This window comes from Derxia gummosa DSM 723 (assembly GCF_000482785.1).
GTDB classification, from domain to species: domain Bacteria; phylum Pseudomonadota; class Gammaproteobacteria; order Burkholderiales; family Burkholderiaceae_E; genus Derxia; species Derxia gummosa.
The window spans coordinates 1-22,912 of sequence record NZ_AXWS01000019.1 but is presented as its reverse complement, the minus strand read 5'-3'; the positions used below and the strand labels follow the sequence as shown (position 1 = coordinate 22,912).

Sequence of the window (22,912 nt, the reverse complement as noted above, 5' to 3'; positions counted from 1 at the left end):
ATATCGAATCCTCGGCACTTGGCCGCCGTATTTCGCGATGCGGACCGTCGGTTTTGCCATCCGGGCCGGATCTGCCGGATGCGGCGAAATCGACGCGGAAGTCGGCGCTTGCGCGAGGCAGGCCCGCGACAGCGAGGGAGCCGGCGCGGGGAACCCGCCCCGCTCCCGGCTACGACGCCCTTCGGGACGCCATTGGCGGCGCTGCTTCCGGCGCCAGTTCGCGGCCTTCGAGCCAGGGCAGCGTCGAATGCAGCACAAGCGCCCGGCCCTCGGCGTCGATGCGGCCGATCGACACTTCCAGATCGGCAAAGGCGATGAGTTCGTCACGCCGCGCGCGGCCTTCGACCAGGGCGCGGCGAGCGCGCAGCGCGGGACTCGCGGGCAAGGCGCGGTCGCGCACGCGGGCGAACCAGCGGCCGGCGCACAGCAGCCGGGGCGGCCGGGCGGCGTGCTCGGGGACGGGCAAGGGGGCGTGCACCGCCAGGGCGACGGCCTGAGGCGTCGACGCGGTGACGGGCATGGCCGCGGCGCCCGCCCGGCCGGCATCACCGACCGCGCCCGCGCCTTCGGTCTCGTCCGGCCCGACGCTGTCTGGCTCGCGTCGCCACAGCTCGTAGTAGGCGGCAAGCGCGCCCCATTCGTGCAGCGTGTCGCCGTCGAGCGTGTTGGCGCCGATGTCGAGCGCGTCGCCGAGCGCGAAGTCGATCTGCCGGTCCCAGAAGCAGAGCCGGCCGTCGGCGGCGAGGCGGGTGTGGCCGGCGAAGGCGGCCTGACCCGCGAGCCAGCGCAGGCGGGCGTCGTCGCAATCGGTGAAGCCGGTGATGCCGGCGAAGTCGGGCCGGTCGGCGCGCACCTCGATGTCGGCATGCCAGCCCTCGGTCTGGAGCCAGTAGCGGCGCGTGACGGCGTCATGCACGCCGGGCGCGACCAGCAGGTCGCGGCGCCAGACGCCGAGGTAGCGCGCGTCGGACATCGAGGCGAACGCTGGCAGCGCGGCGGCATCGAGCAGCGCGGGCATCGGCGGGGTGCCGTGCGGGACGGGGAAGGGAACGGTCATGATCGGCGGCCGGAGTTGCGGACGCGGTCGATCTTCGGCGCGCCCGGCCGAGGCGCTGGGACGCCGGGCGCGCGCCTCGACGAACGCGCGTCCGTGCCCCGCCGGACGGCCCGCGCCCGCGCGCTAAACTCGCCCGATGCTCACCCTCGCCCTTTCCAAAGGCCGGATCTTCGAAGAGACCGTGCCGCTACTCGTCGCCGCCGGCATCCAGGTCACCGAAAGCCCGGAGTCGTCGCGCAAGCTCATCCTGCCCACCAGCGACCCCGATCTGCGCATCGTGATCGTGCGCGCGAGCGATGTGCCCACCTATGTGCAATACGGCGGCGCCGACTTCGGCATCGCCGGCAAGGACGTGCTCATCGAGCACAACGCCGAGCATGGCGACGGCGAAGGCCTGTACGAGCCGGTCGACCTGAACATCGCCGCCGCGCGCGTGAGCGTCGCAGTGCCGAACGGCTTCGACTACGCGGGCGCGGTGCGCCGGGGCGCGCGCATCCGCGTCGCCACCAAGTACACCGCCATCGCGCGCGAGTTCTTCGGCCGCAAGGGCATGCACGTGGACCTCATCAAGCTCTACGGCTCGATGGAACTGGCGCCACTCGTGGGTCTGGCCGACGCCATCGTCGACATCGTCTCCACCGGCGGCACGCTGCGCGCCAACAACCTCGTCGAGGTGGAAGAGATCATGCGCATCAGTTCGCGCCTGATCGTCAACCAGGCCTCGCTCAAGCTGAAGCATGCCCAGCTGCAACCGCTGATCGACGCCTTCCGCGGCGCGGTCGAGGGCTGAGGCCCGGCGGCGGCGGCAGTCCGCCGCGCCCGAGGCGCCGCGCGCCGAACGCCGCTCCATCCGTCGGGCCACGCGCTTGAACCGCCGGCCTTCCGGCACCACCCTTCGTTCTTCCCCGCATTCCAGGCAACGCCATGTCCGCGCCCCTCATCCACCGCCTCGCCACCTCCGACGCCGACTTCACCGCGAAGCTCGACCATCTGCTCGCCTTCGAGGCCGAGACCGACGCGGCGATCGAGTCGGCGGTCGCGTCCATCCTCGCCGACGTGCGCAAGCGCGGCGACGAGGCCGTGCTCGACTACACGCGCAAGTTCGACCGCGTCGAGGCCGGGTCGATGGCCGCGCTCGAGATCGGCCGCGCCGAACTCGACGCCGCGCTCGCCGCCATCCCCGCCGAGGTGCGCGCCGCGCTCGAAGCCGCCGCCGAACGGGTGCGCGAGTACCACGCGATCCAGCTCGACAAGACCGCCGGCAGCTTCCAGTACCACGACGCCGACGGCACGCTGCTCGGCCAGAAGGTGACGCCGCTCGACCGCGTGGGCCTGTACGTGCCGGGCGGCAAGGCGGCCTATCCGTCGTCGATCCTCATGGACGCGGTGCCGGCGCGCGTCGCGGGCGTGGGCGAGCTGATCATGGTCACGCCCACGCCGGGCGGCGTGCGCAACGACACGGTGCTGGCGGCGGCGGCGATCGCCGGCGTGGACCGGGTGTTCGCCATCGGCGGCGCCCAGGCCGTCGGCGCGCTCGCCTACGGCACCGCCACCGTGCCCAAGGTGGACAAGATCGTCGGCCCCGGCAACGCCTATGTGGCCGAGGCCAAGCGGCGCGTGTTCGGCGTCTGCGGCATCGACATGATCGCGGGGCCGAGCGAGATCCTCGTGATCTGCGACGGCGACACCGCCGCCATCCCCCAGCTCGCCGACTGGGTCGCCATCGACCTGTTCAGCCAGGCCGAGCATGACGAGCTGGCCCAGGCCATCCTGCTCACGCCGAGCGCCGCCTTCGCCGACGAGGTCGAGGCCGCGATCGCCCGCCTGCTGCCAACCATGCCGCGCCGCGAAATCATCGCCACCAGCCTGCGCAACCGGGGCGCGATCGTCGTCGTGCGCGATCTGGAAGAAGCGGCGGCCGTCGCCAACCGCGTCGCGCCCGAGCACATGGAAGTGAGCGTCGCCGATCCGCACGCGCTGCTGCCGCTGCTCAAGCATGCCGGCGCGATCTTCCTCGGCCGCTACACGAGCGAGAGCCTCGGCGACTACTGCGCCGGCCCCAACCACGTGCTGCCCACGTCGGGCACGGCGCGCTTCAGCTCGCCACTCGGCGTGTACGACTTCATCAAGCGCTCCAGCCTCATCGACGTGAGCGCGGCCGGCGCGCAGAAGCTCGGCCGCATCGCCAGCACGCTCGCGCACAGCGAGGGCCTCACCGCCCACGCCCGTGCGGCGGAACTGCGGCTGAAGGACGAGGGCTGACGCCCGCGCCTCGCGGCGGCGCGAGCGGACCGGGCCAGGCGCTGACGCAGCCCGCCGGCCAGGCCGGCGCCCGGCGCGCCCAGCTCAGTCCGGATCGCGCGGCAGATGCAGCGGCGGATCGTTCGGCCCCGGCAGCGGCGGCAGGCCATCGCGGATGCGCTCGGCACGCACCTGGCCGCGCAGGATGAGCAGGCCGCGCAGCTTGTCGAGCTTCGTCTTCTGCGCCGGGTCGTAATGCTCGGGCGGGTTCTCGATCAGGCGATCGACGGCCGACAGATCATGCAGATCGAAACCCGCGTATTCGGCCTGACGGCGGATTGCGAGATTCAGCTCCTCGACATCACGCACGTAATGCTCAAGTTCACTCACGGCTTCCTCGGAGGGGAATGGAATTGATGCATTGCATCATAGGTAGTGCAGATGTCTGCCGGCTTTACCAGCCCGTTACGGCATCCGCGCGGTGAAAGACAGCACACGGCTTTGTGCCAACATCCGCCCGATCCACGAATCCCATTCCATGACCGACGCCCGGCCGGCGCCGGCATTTCCATGACCAGTCCCACCCCACGCATTGCGGAAGTCGTCCGCAACACCGCCGAGACGAAGATCCGCGTCGCGGTCAATCTCGACGGCAAGGGCACGTCGGCGCTCGCCACCGGCATTGGCTTCTTCGACCACATGCTCGACCAGATCGCGCGCCACGGCCTGATCGACCTCGACATCCACGCCGCGGGCGACCTGCACATCGACGGCCATCACACGGTGGAAGACGTGGGCATCACGCTCGGTCAGGCGGTGGCCAAGGCCATCGGCGACAAGAAGGGCATCGTCCGCTACGGCCACAGCTATGTGCCGCTCGACGAAGCGCTGTCGCGCGTCGTCATCGACTTCTCGGGCCGACCCGGCCTCGTGCTCGACTGCAAGTTCACGGCGGGCAGCATCGGCGGGCTCGACACGCAACTGGTGCACGAGTTCTTCCAGGGCTTCGTCAACCACGCGCTGGTCTCGCTGCACATCGACAACCTGCGCGGCCACAACGCGCATCACCAGGCCGAGACGATCTTCAAGGCCTTCGGCCGCGCGCTGCGCATGGCCGCGTCGCGCGACGAGCGTCTGGGCGATGTCATTCCGAGCACGAAGGGGTCGCTGTGAGCGGGCGCATCGTCATCGTTGATTACGGCATGGGCAACATCCGCAGCGTCCATCAGGCGATGGTGCATGCCGCGCCCGAGGCCGACGTGCGCGTCACGAGTGAAGCCGCCGAGGTGCTCGCCGCCGACCGCATCATCCTGCCCGGTCAGGGCGCGATGCCCGACTGCATGCGCTTCCTGCGCGAAAGCGGCCTGCACGACGCGGTACTCAAGATGGCCGAGACGCATCCGCTGTTCGGCGTGTGCATCGGCGAGCAGATGCTGCTCGACGCTTCGGATGAATCGCATGACGCCAATCCGACGCCGGGCCTCGGCCTGATTCCGGGCCATTGCGTGCGCTTCCGCGCGGCCGACATGCAGTTGCCCGACGGCACGCGCATGAAAGTCCCGCACATGGGCTGGAACAACGTGCGACAAAGCCCCCATGCGATGTGGGCCGGCGTGGAAGACGACGCGATGTTCTATTTCGTGCACAGCTTTCATGCCCAGGTGAAAGACCCGGCGCATTCCGTGGGCAAGACCCATTACGGGAACGCTGAAACACTCGCCTTTACCTGTGCAATAGCGCGGGATAACATTTTTGCAACCCAGTTTCATCCCGAAAAGTCGTCAACCGCAGGGCTGACGCTGTATCGGAATTTCGCCTCGTGGCAGCCCTGAGCAATTCCGCTTTGGCCGCCTTCTTTTCTGCCACCCGAGCCCGTTTCCCATGCTGCTCATTCCTGCAATCGATCTGAAAGACGGTCAATGCGTCCGCCTGAAGCAAGGCGAAATGAACGACGCCACCGTCTTTTCCGAAGACCCCGGCGCGATGGCCGCGCACTGGCTGGAACAGGGCGCGCGCCGCCTGCATCTGGTCGACCTGAACGGCGCCTTCGCCGGCAAGCCCAAGAACGAAGCGGCGGTGAAGTCCATCCTCAAGGCCATCGACGGCCGCATTCCGGTGCAGATTGGCGGCGGCATCCGCGACCTCGACACGATCGAGCGCTATCTCGACGACGGCATCGACTACGTGATCATCGGCACGGCGGCGGTCAAGAACCCGGGCTTCCTGCATGACGCCTGCGGCGCCTTCGGCGGCCACATTATGGTCGGTCTCGACGCCAAGGACGGAAAGGTCGCCACCGACGGCTGGAGCAAGCTCACCGGCCATGAGGTCGTCGATCTCGCCAAGAAATTCGAGGACTACGGCGTCGAAGGCGTGATCTACACCGACATCGGCCGCGACGGCATGCTCAGCGGCGTGAACATCGAGGCGACGGTCAAGCTCGCGCGGGCGCTCAAGATTCCCGTGATCGCGTCGGGCGGCGTCGCCAGCGTGACCGACATCGAGGCGCTGTGCGCGGTCGAGGACGACGGCGTCGAGGCCGTGATCTGCGGTCGCTCGATCTACACCGGCTCGCTCGATCTCAAGGCCGGTCAGGCCCGCGCCGACGAACTGCGCGGCGAGAAGCCGGCGGCCTGAGTCCCGGCGCCCGTATCCGGGCGGACAACCGGGGATCCGCCCCCTCCGTCCCGGCCCTTGCGCCGCCATCACGGGTTCCTGGCACCCTCTGTCCGATCGGCTGGGTGGGTTGGCGCTTTCATCAGTCCCGGCTCCGGCGACCGCAAGTCCCGCCCTCGCGCCGGTCCGCTCCGCCCGCCGGGTTAGCATCCGCGCTTTCCCGCCATCTTCCGAAGAGCCTGCACCGTGCTCGCCAAACGCATCATCCCCTGCCTTGACGTGACCGCCGGCCGGGTCGTCAAGGGCACCAACTTCGTCGAACTGCGCGACGCCGGCGATCCGGTCGAGATCGCGGCGCGCTACAACGAACAGGGCGCCGACGAGCTCACCTTCCTCGACATCACTGCTTCCAGCGACGAGCGCGACCTGATCCTGCATGTGATCGAGGCTGTGGCCTCGCAGGTGTTCATTCCTCTCACCGTGGGTGGCGGCGTGCGCGAGGTGCATGACGTGCGCCGGCTGCTCAACGCGGGCGCCGACAAGGTGTCGATCAACACCAGCGCCGTGACCAACCCCCAGCTCGTGGCCGACGCCTCGGCGCGCTACGGCGCGCAATGCATCGTCGTGGCCATCGACGCCAAGCGCCGCACCGGCCCCGGCGAAAGCGGCTGGGAGGTGTACACCCACGGCGGCCGCAAGACGACCGGCCTCGACGCCGTCGATTGGGCGAAGCGCATCGAAGCGCTCGGCGCTGGCGAGATCCTGCTCACGAGCATGGACCGCGATGGCACGAAGTCGGGCTTCGACCTCGACCTCACGCGCGCCGTGAGCGATGCCGTGGGTATCCCGGTGATCGCCTCGGGCGGCGTCGGCGGTCTGCAGGACCTCGCCGACGGCGTCGCGATCGGCCGTGCCGACGCGGTGCTCGCCGCGAGCATCTTCCACTTCGGCCAGCACACCGTGGGCGAGGCCAAGCGCTTCATGGCCGCCCAGGGTCTGCCGATGCGGCTGTGATGCCGGTGTCGGCACGCCACTCCCCTTGATGACGCACGCGCTCCCATGAAAACCCGCCTGACCCGCATCGCCCGCGAATGGGCGCCGACCGCGCTCTTCATCGCCTGCATGTTCACCTTCCGCTCGGCCGCCGCCGACTGGTACCAGATCCCGAGTGAGTCGATGCTGCCGACGCTCCAGGTCGGCGACCGGGTGCTGGTGGACAACACGGCCTACAACCTGCGCGTGCCGTTTACCGACATCCATCTGGTCGAGCGCTCCGTGCCGCTGCGCGGCGAGGTCATCACCTTCCGGTCGCCGGTCGATGGCGAGCGGCTGATCAAGCGCGTGGTGGTGGTCGCGGGCGACCGCATCGCGGCCTTCGACGGCAAGCTCGTCATCAACGGCGAAGTCCAGCCGGGCAATGGCGGCCACCGCGACTTCGGCCCCTATGTCGTGCCGGCCGATCACGTCTTCGTGATGGGCGACAACCGCGACAACAGCTTCGACTCGCGCTACTGGGGTCCGCTGCCGCTCGCCAACGTGCGCGGCCATGCGATCAAGATCGTCGCCTCGATCGACGGATTGCTGCCCCGCACCGACCGCGTCTGGACCGATATCGCGAGCCACGCACCATGAACCGAAACCCTCACGCCTGCTGCGCCGCGCATGGCGACACGTCAGCCGGCAGCGCGAGCGCCACACCCGCCCCGCCTTCGGGTGCCACCGTGACGGTCATGTCCGGCAGCGCCGCGCCGACCAATCGTGCCGCCACCGTCGCCTGGCTCGACCACATCCGCTGGGACGACAACGGCCTCGTGCCCGCCATCGCCCAGGAGGCCGCGACCAACGACGTGCTCATGGTCGCGTGGATGAACCGCGACGCCCTCGCCGCCACGCTCGCGAAGGGCGAGGCTGTGTACTGGAGCCGCTCGCGCAAGCGCCTGTGGCACAAGGGCGAGGAAAGCGGCCACACCCAGCGCGTGCTCGAGATCCGCCTCGACTGCGACCAGGACGTGGTGCTACTCAAGGTCGAGCAGCGTGCGGGCGTCGCCTGCCACACCGGGCGTCATTCCTGCTTCTTCGAACGCCTCGACGGCGGGACGGCCGCGCCGCACTGGGTGGCGGTCGATCCCGTGATCGTCGATCCCGAAAGCATCTACAAATGAGTTTCGACGCCAGCCTGCTGCAACGCCTCGCCGAGGTGATCGAGTCCCGCAAGGGTGGCGATCCGGGCAAGTCCTACGTGGCCAAGCTCTTCGCCAAGGGCGAGGACGCCATCCTCAAGAAGATCGCCGAGGAAGCCGGCGAAACCGTCATGGCCGCCAAGGACGCCCAGCACGGCGCGAAGCCGGCCGACGAAGCCGCCCGCCTGCTGACGGGCGAGGTGGCCGATCTCTGGTTTCACAGCCTTGTCCTGCTCGCGCACCACAATCTCGGGCCGCAGGACGTGCTGGCCGAGCTGGCGCGCCGCGAGGGGCTGTCGGGCATCGACGAGAAGGCTTCGCGCAAGGCCGACTGAGCCGGCCCTTCCGGCCGTCCGTCCACGCCGTCCACCGCACAACACTCACGAGGAAGAGACATGACCGATTGCATCTTCTGCAAGATCGCGCGCCACGAGATCCCGGCCAAGGTGGTCTACGAGGACGATGACCTGATCGCCTTCCACGACATCGCGCCGGCGGCGCCGGTTCACCTGCTGGTGATTCCCAAGCAGCACATCGAGAGCCTCGCCGGGGTGACGGAAGAGCATCAGGCGCTGCTGGGTAAAATGCTTGTTCTCGCGCCCAAGCTGGCCGCCGAGTTCGGCGCCGGCAACGGATTCAAGACCCTGTTCAACACGGGCAAGGACGGCGGGCAGGTGGTGTTCCACCTCCACATGCACATCATCGGGGGCCCCCGCCCCTGGAGCAACGCGCAACTGGTCGGCTGATCGCCGCCGCGCACATCACTTGAAGGAATCGACATGGGCAGTCTGAGCATCTGGCATTGGCTCATCGTGCTGGTCATCGTGGTGCTGGTCTTCGGCACCAAGAAGCTGAGCAGCGTGGGCAAGGACCTGGGCGGCGCGGTGCGCGGCTTCAAGGAAGGCATGGCCGAAGGCAACGCGCCGCAATCGACCGACGCCAAGAAGACCATCGACGTCGAAGCCAAGGAAAAGTGATCGCCGGCGGCCTGAGCGCCGCCGCCATCCCGCCCCCTTTCCTCCTCCCTCCCCCAGGCGTCGATGCTCGATTTCAGCTTCGGTGAACTGACCATCATCGGCGCCGTGGCGCTCGTGGTGCTCGGCCCGGAAAAACTCCCCAAGGTCGCGCGCACGATGGGCCAGTGGGTCGCCAAGGCCCAGCGCTACGTCAACGACGTCAAGGCCGACATCAACCGCGAGGTCGAGCTGGCCGAGCTGCGCAAGATGCAGCAGCAGATCGAGGAATCGGCGCGCGAACTCAAGAAGACCGTGGACGAGAACGTGCAGACCGTCCACCAGGAAATCGACGCCGCGCGCCGCGAAGTCCAGCAGCTCAACGCCGAGACCGAATCCGCCGTCGCGGCGGCCAGCACGCCGCATTCCGGCGATCACGCCGGCATGCATGCCGATGCCGGTACGCAGGACAGCACCTGGCCCGCCACGCGGGACTGGCAGAACGATCCGCACAACGCTTTCGCGCAGGGCGAATTCATCAAGCCCGCGCCGACCGTCGAGCAGCTTGCCGACGAACTCGCCGCGCTGCGCCGCCTGCTCGCCGAGGGCGACGCGCCGGCCGGCTTCAAGTACGCGCCGCGCGCCCGCGCCGCCCGCCCGCGCCGGGCGCTCCGCCGAACCGCCACCTCATGACCGACCAGCAGCAAGCCCCGGAAGAGAGCTTCATCTCCCATCTGATCGAGCTGCGCGCCCGCCTCGTGCGCGCGGCGATCGCGGTCATCGCCGTGACGCTTGCGCTCACGCCCTTCATGCAGCAGATCTTCGACCTGCTGTCGGCGCCGCTGCTTGCCGCGCTGCCCACGGGCAGCAAGCTGCTCGCGACGGGCGTGATCGCGCCTTTCGTCGTGCCGCTCAAGGTCGTGCTGCTGGTGGGCTTCGTGATCGCGCTGCCCTATGTGCTCTACCAGGCCTGGGCCTTCGTGGCGCCGGGGCTCTACCAGCACGAAAAGCGCTTCGCGCTGCCCATCCTCACGTCGAGCTTTGCGCTGTTCCTGCTAGGGATGGCGTTCTGCTACTTCTTCGTATTCGGCGTGGTGTTCAAGGCGGTGGCAGGCTTCGCGCCGGCCTCGGTGCAGGTCGCGCCCGACATCGACGCCTACTTCAGCTTCGTGCTCGGCATGTTCCTGGCCTTCGGCGCGACTTTCGAGGTGCCGATCGTGGTCGTGGTGCTGGTGCGCTTCGGCCTCGTGAGCGTTGCCAAGCTCAAGGAGATCCGGCCCTACATGATCGTCGGCGCCTTCGTCGTGGCGGCCATCGTCACGCCGCCTGACGTGCTGTCCCAGCTGATGCTCGCGATCCCGCTGATTCTGCTGTACGAGGCGGGCGTGTTCGTCGCGCGTTTCGTCGCACCGAGGGAAAAGCCGGCTGACGATGAAGTCACCGGCTCCGACGCCGCCTGATCCGGCGGCGCTTGCCGCAACCTGGAGAGGGGCGCCCCGGTGGCGCCCTTTTTCTTGCCCGCAGCACAAGCGTCTCCTGCCGATACGGATCGGTCGATGCCTGCGCCTCCGGCCCAAAACAAAGGGGCCGCAAGCGGCCCCTTTGATCACGCCCGGCGCGCCTTGCGACGCGCGGGTGTCGGTCAGCCCTCTTCGGACGGGCTTTCCTCGTTGTGCGCCGACAGCTCGGCCGAGGCTGGCATCGCTTCCAGCGCAGCCAGCGCGGCGGCTTCGAGCGCGTCCTGCGACTCCTTCACCTTGCGAGCCGTGTGATAGGCCAGACCAGTACCGGCCGGGATCAGGCGACCGACGATCACGTTCTCCTTCAGGCCGCGCAGTTCGTCGCGCTTGCCCATGATCGCCGCCTCGGTCAGCACGCGAGTCGTTTCCTGGAACGACGCCGCCGAGATGAACGAGTCGGTCGACAGCGAGGCCTTCGTGATGCCGAGCAGCACGTTGTCGTACAGCGCCGGACGACCGCCCTTCTCGATGACCGCGTCGTTCGCGTCCAGCAGCTCCGAGCGCTCGACCTGCTCGCCGGGAATGAAGCCGGTATCGCCCGCGTCGGTCACCTGCACGCGACGCAGCATCTGGCGAACGATCACCTCGATGTGCTTGTCGTTGATCTTCACGCCCTGGAGTCGATAGACGTCCTGGACTTCATCGACGATGTAGCGCGCGAGGGCCTCGATGCCCAGCAGACGCAGGATGTCCTGCGGATCGGCCGGACCATCGACGATCAGTTCACCCTTGTTGACGACCTGGCCGTCGTGCACCAGCACATTCTTGTCCTTCGGGATCAGGAACTCGTGAGCGACGCCGTCGAGATCGGTGATGATCAGGCGCTGCTTGCCCTTGGTTTCCTTGCCGAAGGTGACCGTGCCGGTGACGTCGGCGAGCATGCCGGCATCCTTGGGCGAACGGGCCTCGAACAGCTCGGCCACGCGCGGCAGACCACCGGTGATGTCGCGGGTCTTCTGCGATTCGGTCGGGATACGGGCCAGCACCTCACCGCCACCGATCTGCTGACCGTCCTTCACGGTGATCAGCGCGCCGGTCGGGAAAGTGATCGTTACCGGGTGTTCGGTACCCGGAACCTTCACTTCCTTGCCGTGCTCGTCGAGCAGCTTGACGGTCGGGCGGATCGTGACCTTGCTCGTGCTGCGGCGCTTCGAGTCGATGACGACCAGCGTCGAGAGGCCGGTGACCTCGTCGATCTGCTTGGCGACCGTCACGCCTTCCTCGACGTGCTCGAACTTCACCTGACCGCCGTGCTCGGTAATGATCGGGCGGGTCAGCGGGTCCCAGGTGGCGAGCTGCGTGCCGGCCTTGACCACCTTGCCGTCGAGCTGGAGCAGCGTCGCGCCGTAGGGAATCTTGTGGCGTTCGCGTTCGCGGCCGTTGTCGTCGGTGATGATGACTTCGCCCGAGCGCGTGATAACGACCTGCTCGCCCTTCGTGTTCGTGACGTAGCGCATCGCTGCCGTGAAGCGCACGGTGCCGTTGCTCTTGGCTTCCACGCCAGAGGCCACCGCCGCGCGCGACGCCGCGCCACCGATGTGGAAGGTACGCATCGTCAGCTGCGTGCCGGGTTCACCGATCGACTGGGCGGCGATGACGCCGACCGCTTCGCCGGTGTTGACCAGCACGCCGCGGCCCAGATCGCGGCCGTAGCACTTGGCGCAGATGCCGTAGCGCGTGGCGCAGGTCAGCGCGGTGCGCACCTTGACCTCGTCGATGCCGAGCGACTCGATCGCCTCGACCGCGTCCTCGTCCAGCAGCGTGCCGGCCGGGAACACGACCTCGCTGGTTTCGGGATGGTTGACGTCGATCGCGGTCGTGCGGCCGAGAATCCGGTCGCGCAGCGCCTCGATGACTTCACCGCCCTCGACCAGGGCGCGCATCACCACGCCCGAGTCGGTGCCGCAATCGTCCTCGATCACGACCAGATCCTGGGTCACGTCCACCAGACGACGGGTCAGATAGCCCGAGTTCGCGGTCTTCAGCGCCGTGTCGGCCAGACCCTTACGGGCGCCGTGGGTCGAGATGAAGTACTGCAGAACGTTCAGGCCTTCGCGGAAGTTCGCGGTAATCGGCGTCTCGATGATCGAGCCGTCAGGCTTGGCCATCAGGCCCCGCATGCCCGCGAGCTGGCGGATCTGGGCGGCCGAACCGCGCGCACCCGAGTCGGCCATCATGTAGATGGCATTGAACGACTCCTGATCCACTTCCTTGCCGTGACGGTCGATGGTCTTCTCGACAGCCAGGTGCTTCATCATCTCCTTGCCCACCTGGTCGCCGGCACGGCCCCAGATGTCGATGACCTTGTTGTAGCGCTCGCCCTTGGTGACGAGACCCGAGGCGTACTGCTGCTCGATCTCCTTCACCTCGTTTTCGGCGGCCTCGACCAGCGGCGCCTTGCTCGCCGGGATGAGCATGTCGCCCATCGCGATCGAGATGCCGGCGCGCGTCGCCAGACGGAAGCCCGACTGCATCAGCTGGTCGGCGAAGACCACGGTCGCGCGCAGACCGCAACGGCGGAACGACACGTTGATGAGCTTCGAGATTTCCTTCTTCTTGAGCGCGCGGTTCATCACCGTGAACGGCAGGCCTTCCGGAAGGATGGTCGACAGCAGCGCGCGGCCGACGGTCGTGTCGTAACGCGTGATCTTCGGCGTGCGGATGCCCGTCGCCTTGTCCACTTCGACCTCGCGCAGGCGCACCGTGATGCGCGTGGCAATCTCGACTTCCTTGTTGTCGTAGGCGCGCTGCACCTCGTCGACGTCGGCGAAGATCATGCCCTCGCCCTTGCCGTTGATCTTGTCGCGCGTCGCGTAGTACAGGCCGAGCACGATGTCCTGCGACGGCACGATCGACGGATCGCCCGAGGCCGGGAACAGCACGTTGTTCGACGCCAGCATCAGCGAGCGCGCTTCCATCTGCGCTTCGAGCGACAGCGGCACGTGGACGGCCATCTGGTCACCGTCGAAGTCGGCGTTGAACGCCGCGCAGACGAGCGGATGCAGGTTGATCGCCTTGCCTTCGACCAGTTGCGGTTCGAAGGCCTGGATGCCGAGGCGGTGCAGCGTCGGCGCACGGTTCAGCATGATCGGGTGTTCGCGGATCACTTCTTCGAGGATGTCCCACACCTCGGGAATCTGCGATTCGACCGCCTTCTTCGCCGCCTTGATCGTGGGCGCGAGGCCCATCTGTTCTAGGCGGTTGAAGATGAAGGGCTTGAACAGTTCCAGCGCCATCAGCTTCGGCAGGCCGCACTGATGCAGCTTGAGCGTCGGGCCCACCACGATGACCGAACGGCCCGAGTAGTCGACGCGCTTGCCCAGCAGGTTCTGACGGAAGCGGCCGCCCTTGCCCTTGATCATCTCGGCCAGCGACTTCAGCGGACGCTTGTTCGCGCCGGTCATCGCCTTGCCGCGACGGCCGTTGTCGAGCAGCGAATCCACCGCTTCCTGGAGCATCCGCTTTTCGTTGCGGACGATGATCTCGGGCGCCTTCAGCTCGAGCAGGCGCTTGAGACGGTTGTTCCGGTTAATGACGCGACGATAGAGGTCGTTCAGGTCCGACGTGGCGAAGCGACCGCCATCCAGCGGCACCAGCGGACGCAGCTCCGGTGGCAGCACCGGCAGCACTTCCATGATCATCCAGTCCGGCTTGATGCCCGACTTCTGGAAGCCTTCCAGCACCTTCAGGCGCTTGGCGATCTTCTTGATCTTGGCTTCCGAGCCCGTGGCGGCCAGATCCTGACGCAGCTGCTCGATCTCGCGCTCGATGTCGATCGTGCGCAGCAGCTCGCGGATGCCTTCCGCGCCCATGAAGGCGGTGAATTCATCCGGATTCTTTTCCCATTCCTGGTCGTACTGATCGGGCGACAGGATCTGGGCGCGCTTGAGCATCGTCATGCCGGGATCGGTCACGACAAATGCCTCGAAGTACAGCACGCGTTCGATGTCGCGCAGCGTCATGTCGAGCACCATGCCCAGACGCGACGGCAGCGACTTCAGGAACCAGATGTGCGCGACCGGCGACGCCAGTTCGATGTGACCCATGCGCTCACGGCGCACCTTGGCCAGCGTGACTTCAACACCGCACTTCTCGCAGATCACGCCGCGATGCTTGAGGCGCTTGTACTTGCCGCACAGGCACTCGTAGTCCTTGATCGGGCCAAAGATCTTGGCGCAGAACAGGCCATCGCGTTCCGGCTTGAACGTGCGGTAGTTGATGGTCTCGGGCTTCTTGACTTCGCCGAACGACCACGAGCGAATCTTCTCGGGCGACGCAAGACCGATGCGGATCGCGTCGAATTGTTCGTCCTGTTGGACCTGCTTGAACAGATCGAGTAGCGCCTTCATGCGTTCTCCTTGCAGTCCCGATTAGTTGCGTTCGAGATCGATGTCGATCCCGAGCGAACGAATTTCCTTCACCAGCACGTTGAACGATTCCGGCATGCCGGCATCGATCACGTGGTCGCCCTTGACGATGTTCTCGTACACCTTGGTACGGCCGTTCACATCGTCCGACTTAACCGTCAGCATTTCCTGCAGGACGTAGGACGCGCCGTAGGCTTCCAGCGCCCACACTTCCATTTCCCCGAAACGCTGGCCGCCGAACTGCGCCTTGCCGCCCAGCGGCTGCTGAGTGACGAGCGAGTACGGGCCGGTCGAGCGGGCGTGCATCTTGTCGTCGACCAGGTGATGCAGCTTCAGCACATGCATGTAGCCGACTGTCACCGGACGGTCGAAGGCCTCGCCCGTGCGGCCGTCATACAGACGCGCCTGGGTCTTGGCCGGCGTCAGTTGCAGACGTTCGGCGATCTCGTCCGGATAGGCCATGTCGAGCGCGGCCTTGATCTCATCCTCGGTCGCGCCATCGAACACCGGCGTCGCGAAGGGCAGGCCCTTGCGCAGGTTCTGCGCCAGTTCCATGACTTCGACGTCACTGAACGAATCGATGTCTTCCTTCTTGCCCGAGAAGTTGTAGACCTTCTTGAGCATCTCGCGGACCTGCGCGGCCTCGGCCTTATTGTGGTCCTTGAGCATGTCGTCGATGCGCTGGCCCACGCCCTTGCCGGCCCAGCCGAGGTGAACTTCGAGCACCTGGCCCACGTTCATCCGCGACGGAACGCCCAGCGGGTTCAGCACGATGTCCACCGGCGTGCCGTCGGCCATGTGCGGCAGGTCTTCCACCGGCACGATCTTCGACACCACCCCCTTGTTGCCGTGACGGCCGGCCATCTTGTCGCCGGGCTGAAGACGACGCTTCACCGCGATGTAGACCTTGACCATCTTGAGCACGCCCGGCGGCAGTTCGTCACCTTGCGTCAGCTTCTTGCGCTTCTCTTCGAAGGCGATGTCGAACTCGTGGCGCTTCTGCTGGATGGCTTCCTTGGTCGCTTCGAGCATCGCGGCGGCGTCTTCGTCATCGAGGCGGATGTCGAACCAGTGGTAGCGCTCGAGTTCGGCCATGTACTCCTGCGTCAGCACCGTGCCCTTGGGCAGCTTCTTCGGGCCGCCGCTCGCGGTCTTGCCGAGCAGCGCGCGCTCCAGACGCTGGAAGGCGTCGGCTTCGACGATACGGAGCTGGTCATTCAGGTCGAGGCGGTAGCGCTTCAGTTCGTCGTCGATGATCTGCTGGGCACGCTTGTCGCGCTGGATGCCTTCACGCGTGAACACCTGCACGTCAATGACCGTGCCGCTCATGCCCGAGGGCACGCGCAGCGAGGTGTCCTTCACGTCCGACGCCTTCTCGCCGAAGATCGCGCGCAGCAGCTTCTCTTCCGGCGTCAGCTGGGTCTCGCCCTTGGGCGTGACCTTGCCGACGAGCACGTCGCCGGCGGTGACTTCAGCGCCGATGTAGACGATGCCCGAATCATCGAGACGCGCGAGCTGGTTCTCGGCAAGGTTCGAGATGTCGCGGGTGATTTCTTCCGGTCCGAGCTTGGTGTCGCGGGCGACGACGTTCAGTTCCTCAATGTGGATCGAGGTGTAGCGGTCGTCGGCCACCACCCGTTCGCTGATGAGGATCGAATCCTCGAAGTTGTAGCCGTTCCAGGGCATGAACGCGACCAGCATGTTCTGGCCGAGCGCCAGTTCACCCATGTCGGTCGAGGCGCCATCGGCCACCACGTCGCCGCGGGCCACCACGTCACCCACGCGCACGATCGGGCGCTGGTTGATGTTCGTGTTCTGGTTCGAGCGCGTGTACTTCGTGAGGTTGTAGATGTCCACGCCGACTTCGCCGGCCGGGGTTTCATCGTCGTTCACGCGGATGACCACGCGGGTCGAGTCGACGTAATCGATCTTGCCGCCACGCAGAGCCTTCACGACCGTACCCGAGTCGACGGCCACCGTGCGCTCGATGCCGGTGCCGGCGAACGGCTTTTCCGGACGCAAGCAAGGCACGGCCTGACGCTGCATGTTCGCGCCCATCAGCGCGCGGTTCGCATCGTCATGTTCCAGGAACGGGATCAGCGAAGCCGCGACCGAGACGATCTGCGACGGGGCGACGTCCATGTACTGGATCTTGTCCGGCGAGACCATCATCGTTTCGCCAGCTTCACGGGCCGAAACGAGGTCTTCCGACAGCATGCCGTCGCCGTCGATCAGCGCATTGGCCTGGGCGATCACATAGCGGCCTTCTTCGATGGCCGACAGGTAGTCGATCTGGTCGGTGACCTGCTTGTCCACGACCTTGCGGTACGGCGTTTCGAGGAAGCCGTACTCGTTCAGGCGCGCATACAGCGCCAGCGAGTTGATCAGGCCGATGTTCGGACCTTCCGGCGTCTCGATCGGACAGACACGACCGTAGTGGGTCGGGTGCACGTCACGGACTTCGAAGCCGGCGCGCTCGCGCGTCAGACCGCCCGGGCCGAGGGCCGAGACGCGGCGCTTGTGCGTGATTTCCGACAGCGGGTTCGTCTGGTCCATGAACTGGGACAGCTGCGACGAACCGAAGAACTCGCGGATGGCAGCGCTGATCGGCTTGCTGTTGATCAGGTCGTGCGGCATCAGGTTTTCGGTTTCGGCCTGACCCAGACGCTCCTTGACCGCACGCTCGACGCGCACCAGACCGGCACGGAACTGGTTTTCGGCCAGCTCGCCCACGCATCGCACGCGGCGATTGCCCAGGTGATCGATGTCGTCCACTTCGCCGCGACCGTTGCGCAGCTCGACCAGCGTCTTGATGACGGCGAGGATGTCCTCGTTCGTCAGCGTCATCGGGCCTGTCACCTCATCGCGATGGATGCGACGGTTGAACTTCATGCGGCCGACCTTCGACAGGTCGTAGGACTCTTCCGCGAAGAACAGGCGATGGAACAGCGCCTCCACCGCGTCTTCCGTGGGCGGCTCGCCCGGACGCATCATCCGGTAGATCGCGACACGTGCGGCCAGCTGGCTGTCCGTCTCGTCGGTGCGAAGGGTCTGTGAGATGTAGGGACCGTGATCCAGATCGTTCGTGAAGATCGTCTTGATCTCGTGGATGTCGGCGTCACGCAGCGTCTTGAGCAGGCCCTCGGTCAGCTCGTCGTTCGCGTTTGCGACGATTTCGCCCGTCTCGGGGTTCACCACGTTGGTGGCGAGCACATGGCCGATCAGGAAGTCTTCCGGCACGGAGATGACCTTGACGCCGGCCGCTTCCATGTCGCGAATGTTCTTCGCGTTGATGCGCTTGTCCTTCTGGACCAGCACCTTGCCGTTCTTGTCGATGATGTCGAACTTGGCAATCTCGCCGCGCATGCGCGACGGCTCGAACTGCATCAGCGCGCCTTCGGTCTGGAGCGTGAAGTGATCGAACGAGAAGAAGTTCGCCAGGATCTGCTCGGGCGTCATGCCGATCGCCTTGAGCAGGATCGTCACGGGCATCTTGCGGCGACGGTCCACGCGGAAGAACAGGATGTCCTTCGGGTCGAACTCGAAGTCGAGCCACGAGCCGCGGTACGGAATGATCCGTGCGGAGAACAGCAGCTTGCCCGAGCTGTGGGTCTTGCCCTTGTCATGCTCAAAGAACACGCCCGGCGAGCGATGCAACTGCGAGACGATGACGCGCTCGGTACCGTTGATGATGAAGGAGCCATTCACGGTCATGAGCGGCAACTCGCCCATATAGACCTCTTGCTCCTTCATTTCCTTGATCGTCGGCTTGCTCGCCTCACGATCCATGATCACGAGACGCACCTTCGCGCGCAGCGGCGCAGCAAAGGTCAGACCACGCTGCTGGCATTCCTTGACGTCAAAGACAGGATTGCCGAGTTGATAGCTCACGAACTCCAGCCGCGCCATCTGGTTATGGCTGGTGATCGGGAACACCGAATTGAACGCCGCCTGCAGGCCCTCATTCTGCCGTTGCGCAACCGGAAGGTCGGCCTGCAGAAAGGCCGTATACGATTCGATCTGCGTGGTCAGCAGGAACGGGACGGCGTGGACCGCATCGCCTTTTGCAAAGCTCTTGCGGATCCGCTTCTTTTCGGTGAACGAATAGGACATGTAGGCTCCGTTCTATGACAGAGAAAAGTAGGCGATGACCTTGTCGCTGAATACGGTCGCCGGCCCGCAAGGTCATGGCCGACTTTTCTCTGCGAAACGTCTGGTTTCAATACGTTCCGCATAAACGCAAAAACCCGGAAGATCGCGAGCGACCTTCCGGGCATGACGACAAGGCGAATTACTTGAGTTCGGCCTTGGCGCCAGCTTCTTCCAGCTTCTTCTTCGCGGCTTCGGCGTCAGCCTTGGCGATGCCTTCCTTGACGGGCTTCGGCGCGCCGTCAACCAGGTCCTTCGCTTCCTTCAGGCCCAGGCCCGTAAGTTCACGAACTGCCTTGATGACGTTGACCTTGTTCGCGCCGACTTCGGTCAGGACAACGGTGAATTCGGTCTGTTCTTCGACCGGGGCGGCAGCAGCGCCACCAGCGGCCGGGGCGGCCACGGCAACAGCAGCGGCAGCAGCCGACACACCGAACTTCTCTTCGAGGTCCTTGATCAGTTCCGACAGTTCGAGCACGGTCATGCCGGCGATCGCGTCGAGGATTTCAGCCTTGGTAAGTGCCATTTGAGTTACTCCAAAACAGGGATGCGTTGATATTCCGGAAGTGAGAAGGCGTTACGCGCCTTGCTCGGCCTTCTGATCGCGAACGGCAGCGAGGCCACGCGCGAACTTGGAAGGCACTTCGTTGAGCGTGCGAACGAACTGGGCGATCGGGGCCTGCATCGTGCCAAGCAGCTTGGCGAGCAGTTCCTCGCGGCTCGGCATCGTCGCCAAGGCTTTCACGCCGTTGACGTCGAACACCGAATTGGGCAGCGCGCCGGCCTTGAGAACCAGCTTGTCGTTACCCTTCGCGAAATCGTTCAGCACCTTGGCGGCAGCAACCGGGTCAGCCGAAAAACCGTAGATCAGCGGACCGACCATCGAGTCGGAAAGCTTTTCAAACGGCGTACCGGCGACGGCACGACGAGCCAGGGTGTTCTTCAGCACTCGCAGGTAGACGCCCGATTCACGCGCCTTACGACGCAGTTCGGTGATCTTGCCCACTTCCAGACCACGGTATTCGGCGATGACAATCGACTGCGACTTGGCCACTTCGGCCGAAATCTCGTCGATGACAACCGCCTTCTCATTGCGATTGAGAGCCACGGTCCTACTCCACTGAATGGTGCTCAGTCTTGCGACCTTGCACCGGCCATAAAACGGCGACCGAGGTTTGGAGCATCCACATCAAACGACACTACAAATCCTTGGGACCGCCATCTACGCTGGGCTTTGATTAAGGCTTGCCACTACTGCCGGCTTGCCCCCAGCGGTCTTTGACAACCCGTGCCCGGCTTTACCGGCCCGACACGGCCCAAAGTTCATTGCGCAGCTTGCGCTGCGACTTGCATTCCTGCTCTCAGACTGACGCAACCAGCGAGGTCTGATCGATACGCAGGCCAACGCCCATCGTGCTCGACAGCGCGAGCTTGCGCATGTAGATACCCTTGGCTGCAGCCGGCTTAGCCTTGTTGAGCGCTTCGATCAGCGCGGCCAAGTTGGTTTGCAACGCTTCGGGCGTGAACGAGGCACGACCGATGGTCGCGTGAATAATGCCGGCCTTGTCGGTACGGTACTGAACCTGACCCGCCTTGGCGTTTTTGACGGCAGTCACCACGTCCGGCGTGACCGTGCCGACCTTTGGGTTCGGCATCAGACCGCGCGGGCCGAGAATCTGACCAAGCGTACCCACAACACGCATCGTGTCCGGCGAAGCGATCACGATGTCGAAATTCAGATTGCCGGCCTTGACCTGCTCGGCCAGATCTTCTAGACCGACGATATCGGCACCGGCAGCCTTGGCTTCTTCGGCCTTAGCGCCTTGCGCGAACACGGCGACACGCACGCTCTTGCCGGTACCGGCAGGCAGCACCACCGAGCCACGCACGACCTGGTCCGACTTCTTGGGATCGACACCGAGTTGAACGGCGACATCGATCGACTCGTCGAACTTGGCGTTGGCCGTTTCCTTGATCAGCGAAAGTGCTTCAGCGATCGGATAGAACTTGGTGCGATCGATCTTCGCGCGCAGTGCCTTGTTGCGCTTGGTTTGCTGAGCAGCCATTACAGACCCTCCACCGTGATGCCCATCGAACGGGCACTGCCCGCAATGGTGCGCACAGCCGCGTCAAGATCGGCAGCCGTCAGATCCTTGAGCTTGGTCTTGGCGATTTCCTCGGCTTGCGCGCGAGTAATCTTGCCGACCTTATCGGTATGAGGCTTTGAGGAACCCTTCTGGATACCAGCAGCCTTCTTGATGAGGATGGTCGCCGGCGGCGTCTTCATCACGAAGGTGAAGGACTTGTCCGCATAGGCGGTGATCACCACAGGAATCGGCAATCCAACTTCCAGGCCTTGGGTCTGGGCATTGAAGGACTTGCAGAATTCCATGATGTTCAGGCCGCGCTGACCCAGCGCGGGACCGATCGGAGGCGACGGATTCGCCTTGCCGGCCGGGACTTGCAGCTTGATGAAGCCGATAATCTTCTTGGCCATGATGTTTCCAATAGCACGAGTGGTAACGCCGTCTCGGTGACGAATCACCTACTGCGGCTCCTCTGGGGCTGTTCAGCGCCGCCCCATAGCGAACATCAACTGCTGATTGATGCCGTCAAGCCTTCTCGACCTGACCAAACTCCAGTTCGACCGGAGTAGCCCGCCCGAAGATCGTGACCGAAACGCGCAGACGGCTTTTCTCGTAGTTCACTTCTTCGACATTGCCATTGAAATCCGTGAAAGGGCCGTCTTTGACACGAACCATCTCGCCAACTTCGAATAGCACCTTGGGGCGTGGTTTTTCAACGCCTTCCTGCATCTGCGTGAGGATCTTGTCGACTTCACGCTGACTGATGGGCGTCGGCTTGTTGCCGACACCGCCGACGAATCCCGTCACCTTGTTCGTGTTCTTCACGAGGTGCCAACTGTCATCAGTCATTTCCATTTCCACGAGCACATACCCCGGAAAGAACCGGCGCTCGGAAATGGACTTGTGTCCGTTCTTGATTTCAACAACTTCTTCAGACGGAACCAGAATCCGCCCAAATTTGTCTTGCATGCCCGCGCGCTCGACGCGCTCCTGCAATGCACGCTGCACGCTCTTTTCCATACCGGAATAGGCGTGCACGACATACCAGCGCTTTTGGCCAGAGGACGAATTTTCCATTAGCGCTTCCACCCGAGAATGAGGTCATACAGGAGCCACTCGAGGCTCTTGTCGACTGTCCACAGAAACAACGCCATCACAACGACGAAAGCGAAGATCACGCCTGTCATCTGAAGCGTCTCTTTCCGGGTTGGCCAAGTGACCCGCCGGGCTTCCAGATAAGCTTCGCGAGCAAATACGAGAAACTGCTTGCCCGGCTCGCTTACCCACGCAATGGCAATAGCCGCCCCGAGAGCGGCCAGCACCACGATAACGCGCAACACCATCGGCTGCGCCGACAATGCATAAAAGCCAATCACACCGCTGGCGATGACAATCAAGGAAAGAGCAACCTTGACCTTGTCAGCGGCAGTCAACACGGTCTCGACGCTGCGATTTGTCATTGATGCCGCACCGCTATTGGTTGCGGTGCTTCGGTTAGATGGCAGGGGCAGAGGGAATCGAACCCCCAACCTTCGGTTTTGGAGACCGACGCTCTGCCAATTGAGCTATGCCCCTAGAAACCATGATTCTGCGAGGCGATTCAAGCGTTCGAATTGGCACTCGAACTCATCGATCTCGCAGGAAGGAATTACTCGATGATCTTCGCGACGACGCCGGCGCCGACGGTACGGCCACCTTCACGGATGGCGAAGCGCAGGCCCTCTTCCATGGCGATCGGGGCG

24 protein-coding genes and 1 tRNA gene are annotated in these 22,912 nt (G+C 65.1%); 13 read left to right on the top strand and 12 right to left on the bottom strand.

Features of this window, described 5'->3' with window-relative positions:
* Window positions 1-169: 169 nt before the first annotated feature.
* Window positions 170-1,057 carry a hypothetical protein gene (locus H566_RS29175; protein WP_156924486.1) on the bottom strand — a complete coding sequence of 296 codons (888 nt, stop codon included), beginning with the start codon at window positions 1,055-1,057 and terminating at the stop codon, window positions 170-172.
* A gap of 136 nt (window positions 1,058-1,193) precedes the next feature.
* Between H566_RS29175 and hisG the strand changes: the two genes are divergently transcribed.
* Both hisG and hisD read left to right on the top strand, forming a co-directional pair.
* On the top strand, window positions 1,194-1,847 hold the full coding sequence (gene hisG, locus H566_RS0117150) for an ATP phosphoribosyltransferase (protein ID WP_028312398.1): 654 nt from the start codon (window positions 1,194-1,196) through the stop codon (window positions 1,845-1,847).
* 134 nt (window positions 1,848-1,981) lie between these two features.
* A complete protein-coding gene (gene hisD, locus H566_RS0117145; RefSeq protein ID WP_028312397.1) occupies window positions 1,982-3,319 on the top strand; it encodes a histidinol dehydrogenase in 1,338 nt (445 codons plus the stop codon).
* Between the two features lie 84 nt (window positions 3,320-3,403).
* Here hisD and H566_RS0117140 read toward each other — a convergent pair whose 3' ends face one another.
* Window positions 3,404-3,688, bottom strand: coding sequence for a hypothetical protein (locus H566_RS0117140; RefSeq protein WP_028312396.1), 285 nt, complete (start codon window positions 3,686-3,688; stop codon window positions 3,404-3,406).
* A gap of 180 nt (window positions 3,689-3,868) precedes the next feature.
* On the opposite strand from H566_RS0117140, the gene hisB reads away from it, so the two are divergent.
* From hisB to tatC, 11 genes are all read left to right on the top strand, one after another.
* Window positions 3,869-4,471 (top strand): imidazoleglycerol-phosphate dehydratase HisB, encoded by a 603-nt coding sequence (hisB, locus tag H566_RS0117135; protein ID WP_028312395.1) that lies wholly within the window; start codon window positions 3,869-3,871, stop codon window positions 4,469-4,471.
* Window positions 4,468-5,130 (top strand): imidazole glycerol phosphate synthase subunit HisH, encoded by a 663-nt coding sequence (gene hisH / locus H566_RS0117130; protein ID WP_028312394.1) that lies wholly within the window; start codon window positions 4,468-4,470, stop codon window positions 5,128-5,130. Before hisB ends, hisH begins: the two co-directional genes overlap by 4 nt.
* A 49-nt stretch (window positions 5,131-5,179) precedes the next feature.
* Window positions 5,180-5,935 carry a 1-(5-phosphoribosyl)-5-[(5-phosphoribosylamino)methylideneamino]imidazole-4-carboxamide isomerase gene (gene hisA, locus H566_RS0117125; RefSeq protein WP_028312393.1) on the top strand — a complete coding sequence of 252 codons (756 nt, stop codon included), beginning with the start codon at window positions 5,180-5,182 and terminating at the stop codon, window positions 5,933-5,935.
* Between the two features lie 225 nt (window positions 5,936-6,160).
* The gene (gene hisF / locus H566_RS0117120) at window positions 6,161-6,928 is read left to right on the top strand and encodes an imidazole glycerol phosphate synthase subunit HisF (protein ID WP_028312392.1); all 768 of its coding nucleotides are present in this window, start codon (window positions 6,161-6,163) and stop codon (window positions 6,926-6,928) included.
* Window positions 6,929-6,973: 45 nt separating this feature from the next.
* Window positions 6,974-7,546 carry a signal peptidase I gene (lepB, locus tag H566_RS0117115; protein WP_051378913.1) on the top strand — a complete coding sequence of 191 codons (573 nt, stop codon included), beginning with the start codon at window positions 6,974-6,976 and terminating at the stop codon, window positions 7,544-7,546.
* Window positions 7,547-7,644: 98 nt separating this feature from the next.
* Window positions 7,645-8,076 (top strand): phosphoribosyl-AMP cyclohydrolase, encoded by a 432-nt coding sequence (gene hisI, locus H566_RS0117110; RefSeq protein WP_028312390.1) that lies wholly within the window; start codon window positions 7,645-7,647, stop codon window positions 8,074-8,076.
* Window positions 8,073-8,429, top strand: a complete 357-nt coding sequence (locus H566_RS0117105) for a phosphoribosyl-ATP diphosphatase (protein WP_028312389.1) — start codon at window positions 8,073-8,075, stop codon at window positions 8,427-8,429. The genes hisI and H566_RS0117105 overlap by 4 nt, the downstream gene beginning before the upstream one ends.
* Before the next feature lie 60 nt (window positions 8,430-8,489).
* Window positions 8,490-8,840 (top strand): histidine triad nucleotide-binding protein, encoded by a 351-nt coding sequence (locus tag H566_RS0117100; protein WP_028312388.1) that lies wholly within the window; start codon window positions 8,490-8,492, stop codon window positions 8,838-8,840.
* 33 nt (window positions 8,841-8,873) lie between these two features.
* Window positions 8,874-9,071, top strand: a complete 198-nt coding sequence (gene tatA / locus H566_RS0117095) for a Sec-independent protein translocase subunit TatA (RefSeq protein ID WP_028312387.1) — start codon at window positions 8,874-8,876, stop codon at window positions 9,069-9,071.
* Between the two features lie 63 nt (window positions 9,072-9,134).
* Entirely contained in the window at window positions 9,135-9,740 is a 606-nt protein-coding gene (gene tatB / locus H566_RS27660) for a Sec-independent protein translocase protein TatB (RefSeq protein ID WP_051378912.1), read from the top strand.
* Window positions 9,737-10,507, top strand: coding sequence for a twin-arginine translocase subunit TatC (tatC, locus tag H566_RS0117085; RefSeq protein WP_028312386.1), 771 nt, complete (start codon window positions 9,737-9,739; stop codon window positions 10,505-10,507). The genes tatB and tatC overlap by 4 nt, the downstream gene beginning before the upstream one ends.
* A 182-nt stretch (window positions 10,508-10,689) precedes the next feature.
* Here tatC and rpoC read toward each other — a convergent pair whose 3' ends face one another.
* The 10 genes from rpoC to H566_RS28545 form a co-directional block, all read right to left on the bottom strand.
* Complete coding sequence (gene rpoC / locus H566_RS0117080; RefSeq protein WP_028312385.1) at window positions 10,690-14,916, bottom strand: DNA-directed RNA polymerase subunit beta'; 4,227 nt, start codon at window positions 14,914-14,916, stop codon at window positions 10,690-10,692.
* Window positions 14,917-14,937: 21 nt separating this feature from the next.
* Window positions 14,938-19,047, bottom strand: coding sequence for a DNA-directed RNA polymerase subunit beta (gene rpoB, locus H566_RS0117075; protein WP_028312384.1), 4,110 nt, complete (start codon window positions 19,045-19,047; stop codon window positions 14,938-14,940).
* A gap of 178 nt (window positions 19,048-19,225) precedes the next feature.
* A complete protein-coding gene (gene rplL, locus H566_RS0117070) occupies window positions 19,226-19,609 on the bottom strand; it encodes a 50S ribosomal protein L7/L12 (RefSeq protein ID WP_028312383.1) in 384 nt (127 codons plus the stop codon).
* A gap of 51 nt (window positions 19,610-19,660) precedes the next feature.
* Window positions 19,661-20,191, bottom strand: a complete 531-nt coding sequence (gene rplJ / locus H566_RS0117065; RefSeq protein ID WP_028312382.1) for a 50S ribosomal protein L10 — start codon at window positions 20,189-20,191, stop codon at window positions 19,661-19,663.
* 253 nt (window positions 20,192-20,444) lie between these two features.
* Window positions 20,445-21,149: a 50S ribosomal protein L1 gene (gene rplA, locus H566_RS0117060; RefSeq protein WP_028312381.1), complete on the bottom strand. Its 705-nt coding sequence runs from the start codon at window positions 21,147-21,149 to the stop codon at window positions 20,445-20,447.
* Window positions 21,149-21,580 carry a 50S ribosomal protein L11 gene (gene rplK / locus H566_RS0117055; RefSeq protein ID WP_028312380.1) on the bottom strand — a complete coding sequence of 144 codons (432 nt, stop codon included), beginning with the start codon at window positions 21,578-21,580 and terminating at the stop codon, window positions 21,149-21,151. The genes rplA and rplK overlap by 1 nt, the downstream gene beginning before the upstream one ends.
* A gap of 115 nt (window positions 21,581-21,695) precedes the next feature.
* Window positions 21,696-22,247, bottom strand: coding sequence for a transcription termination/antitermination protein NusG (nusG, locus tag H566_RS0117050; RefSeq protein ID WP_028312379.1), 552 nt, complete (start codon window positions 22,245-22,247; stop codon window positions 21,696-21,698).
* Window positions 22,247-22,630, bottom strand: a complete 384-nt coding sequence (gene secE, locus H566_RS0117045; RefSeq protein WP_028312378.1) for a preprotein translocase subunit SecE — start codon at window positions 22,628-22,630, stop codon at window positions 22,247-22,249. The genes nusG and secE overlap by 1 nt, the downstream gene beginning before the upstream one ends.
* A gap of 39 nt (window positions 22,631-22,669) precedes the next feature.
* Window positions 22,670-22,745, bottom strand: a tRNA-Trp gene (locus H566_RS0117040).
* A gap of 73 nt (window positions 22,746-22,818) precedes the next feature.
* On the bottom strand, window positions 22,819-22,912 hold a 94-nt coding region (locus H566_RS28545), incomplete at its 5' end, for an EF-Tu C-terminal domain-related protein (RefSeq protein ID WP_072445389.1).

Excerpts from the sequence above, each read along its gene's own strand:
- tatB (WP_051378912.1), top strand. The coding sequence starts at position 9,135 with ATGCTCGATTTCAGCTTCGGTGAACTGACCATCATCGGCGCCGTGGCG.
- tatC (WP_028312386.1), top strand. The coding sequence starts at position 9,737 with ATGACCGACCAGCAGCAAGCCCCGGAAGAGAGCTTCATCTCCCATCTG.
- H566_RS0117105 (WP_028312389.1), top strand. The coding sequence starts at position 8,073 with ATGAGTTTCGACGCCAGCCTGCTGCAACGCCTCGCCGAGGTGATCGAG.
- hisB (WP_028312395.1), top strand. The coding sequence starts at position 3,869 with ATGACCAGTCCCACCCCACGCATTGCGGAAGTCGTCCGCAACACCGCC.
- rpoB (WP_028312384.1), bottom strand. The coding sequence starts at position 19,047 with ATGTCCTATTCGTTCACCGAAAAGAAGCGGATCCGCAAGAGCTTTGCA.
- hisD (WP_028312397.1), top strand. The coding sequence starts at position 1,982 with ATGTCCGCGCCCCTCATCCACCGCCTCGCCACCTCCGACGCCGACTTC.
- hisA (WP_028312393.1), top strand. The coding sequence starts at position 5,180 with ATGCTGCTCATTCCTGCAATCGATCTGAAAGACGGTCAATGCGTCCGC.
- hisI (WP_028312390.1), top strand. The coding sequence starts at position 7,645 with ATGTCCGGCAGCGCCGCGCCGACCAATCGTGCCGCCACCGTCGCCTGG.
- rplL (WP_028312383.1), bottom strand. The coding sequence starts at position 19,609 with ATGGCACTTACCAAGGCTGAAATCCTCGACGCGATCGCCGGCATGACC.
- nusG (WP_028312379.1), bottom strand. The coding sequence starts at position 22,247 with ATGGAAAATTCGTCCTCTGGCCAAAAGCGCTGGTATGTCGTGCACGCC.
- secE (WP_028312378.1), bottom strand. The coding sequence starts at position 22,630 with ATGACAAATCGCAGCGTCGAGACCGTGTTGACTGCCGCTGACAAGGTC.
- hisG (WP_028312398.1), top strand. The coding sequence starts at position 1,194 with ATGCTCACCCTCGCCCTTTCCAAAGGCCGGATCTTCGAAGAGACCGTG.
- tatA (WP_028312387.1), top strand. The coding sequence starts at position 8,874 with ATGGGCAGTCTGAGCATCTGGCATTGGCTCATCGTGCTGGTCATCGTG.
- lepB (WP_051378913.1), top strand. The coding sequence starts at position 6,974 with ATGAAAACCCGCCTGACCCGCATCGCCCGCGAATGGGCGCCGACCGCG.
- rplK (WP_028312380.1), bottom strand. The coding sequence starts at position 21,580 with ATGGCCAAGAAGATTATCGGCTTCATCAAGCTGCAAGTCCCGGCCGGC.
- H566_RS29175 (WP_156924486.1), bottom strand. The coding sequence starts at position 1,057 with ATGACCGTTCCCTTCCCCGTCCCGCACGGCACCCCGCCGATGCCCGCG.
- H566_RS0117100 (WP_028312388.1), top strand. The coding sequence starts at position 8,490 with ATGACCGATTGCATCTTCTGCAAGATCGCGCGCCACGAGATCCCGGCC.
- rplA (WP_028312381.1), bottom strand. The coding sequence starts at position 21,149 with ATGGCTGCTCAGCAAACCAAGCGCAACAAGGCACTGCGCGCGAAGATC.
- rpoC (WP_028312385.1), bottom strand. The coding sequence starts at position 14,916 with ATGAAGGCGCTACTCGATCTGTTCAAGCAGGTCCAACAGGACGAACAA.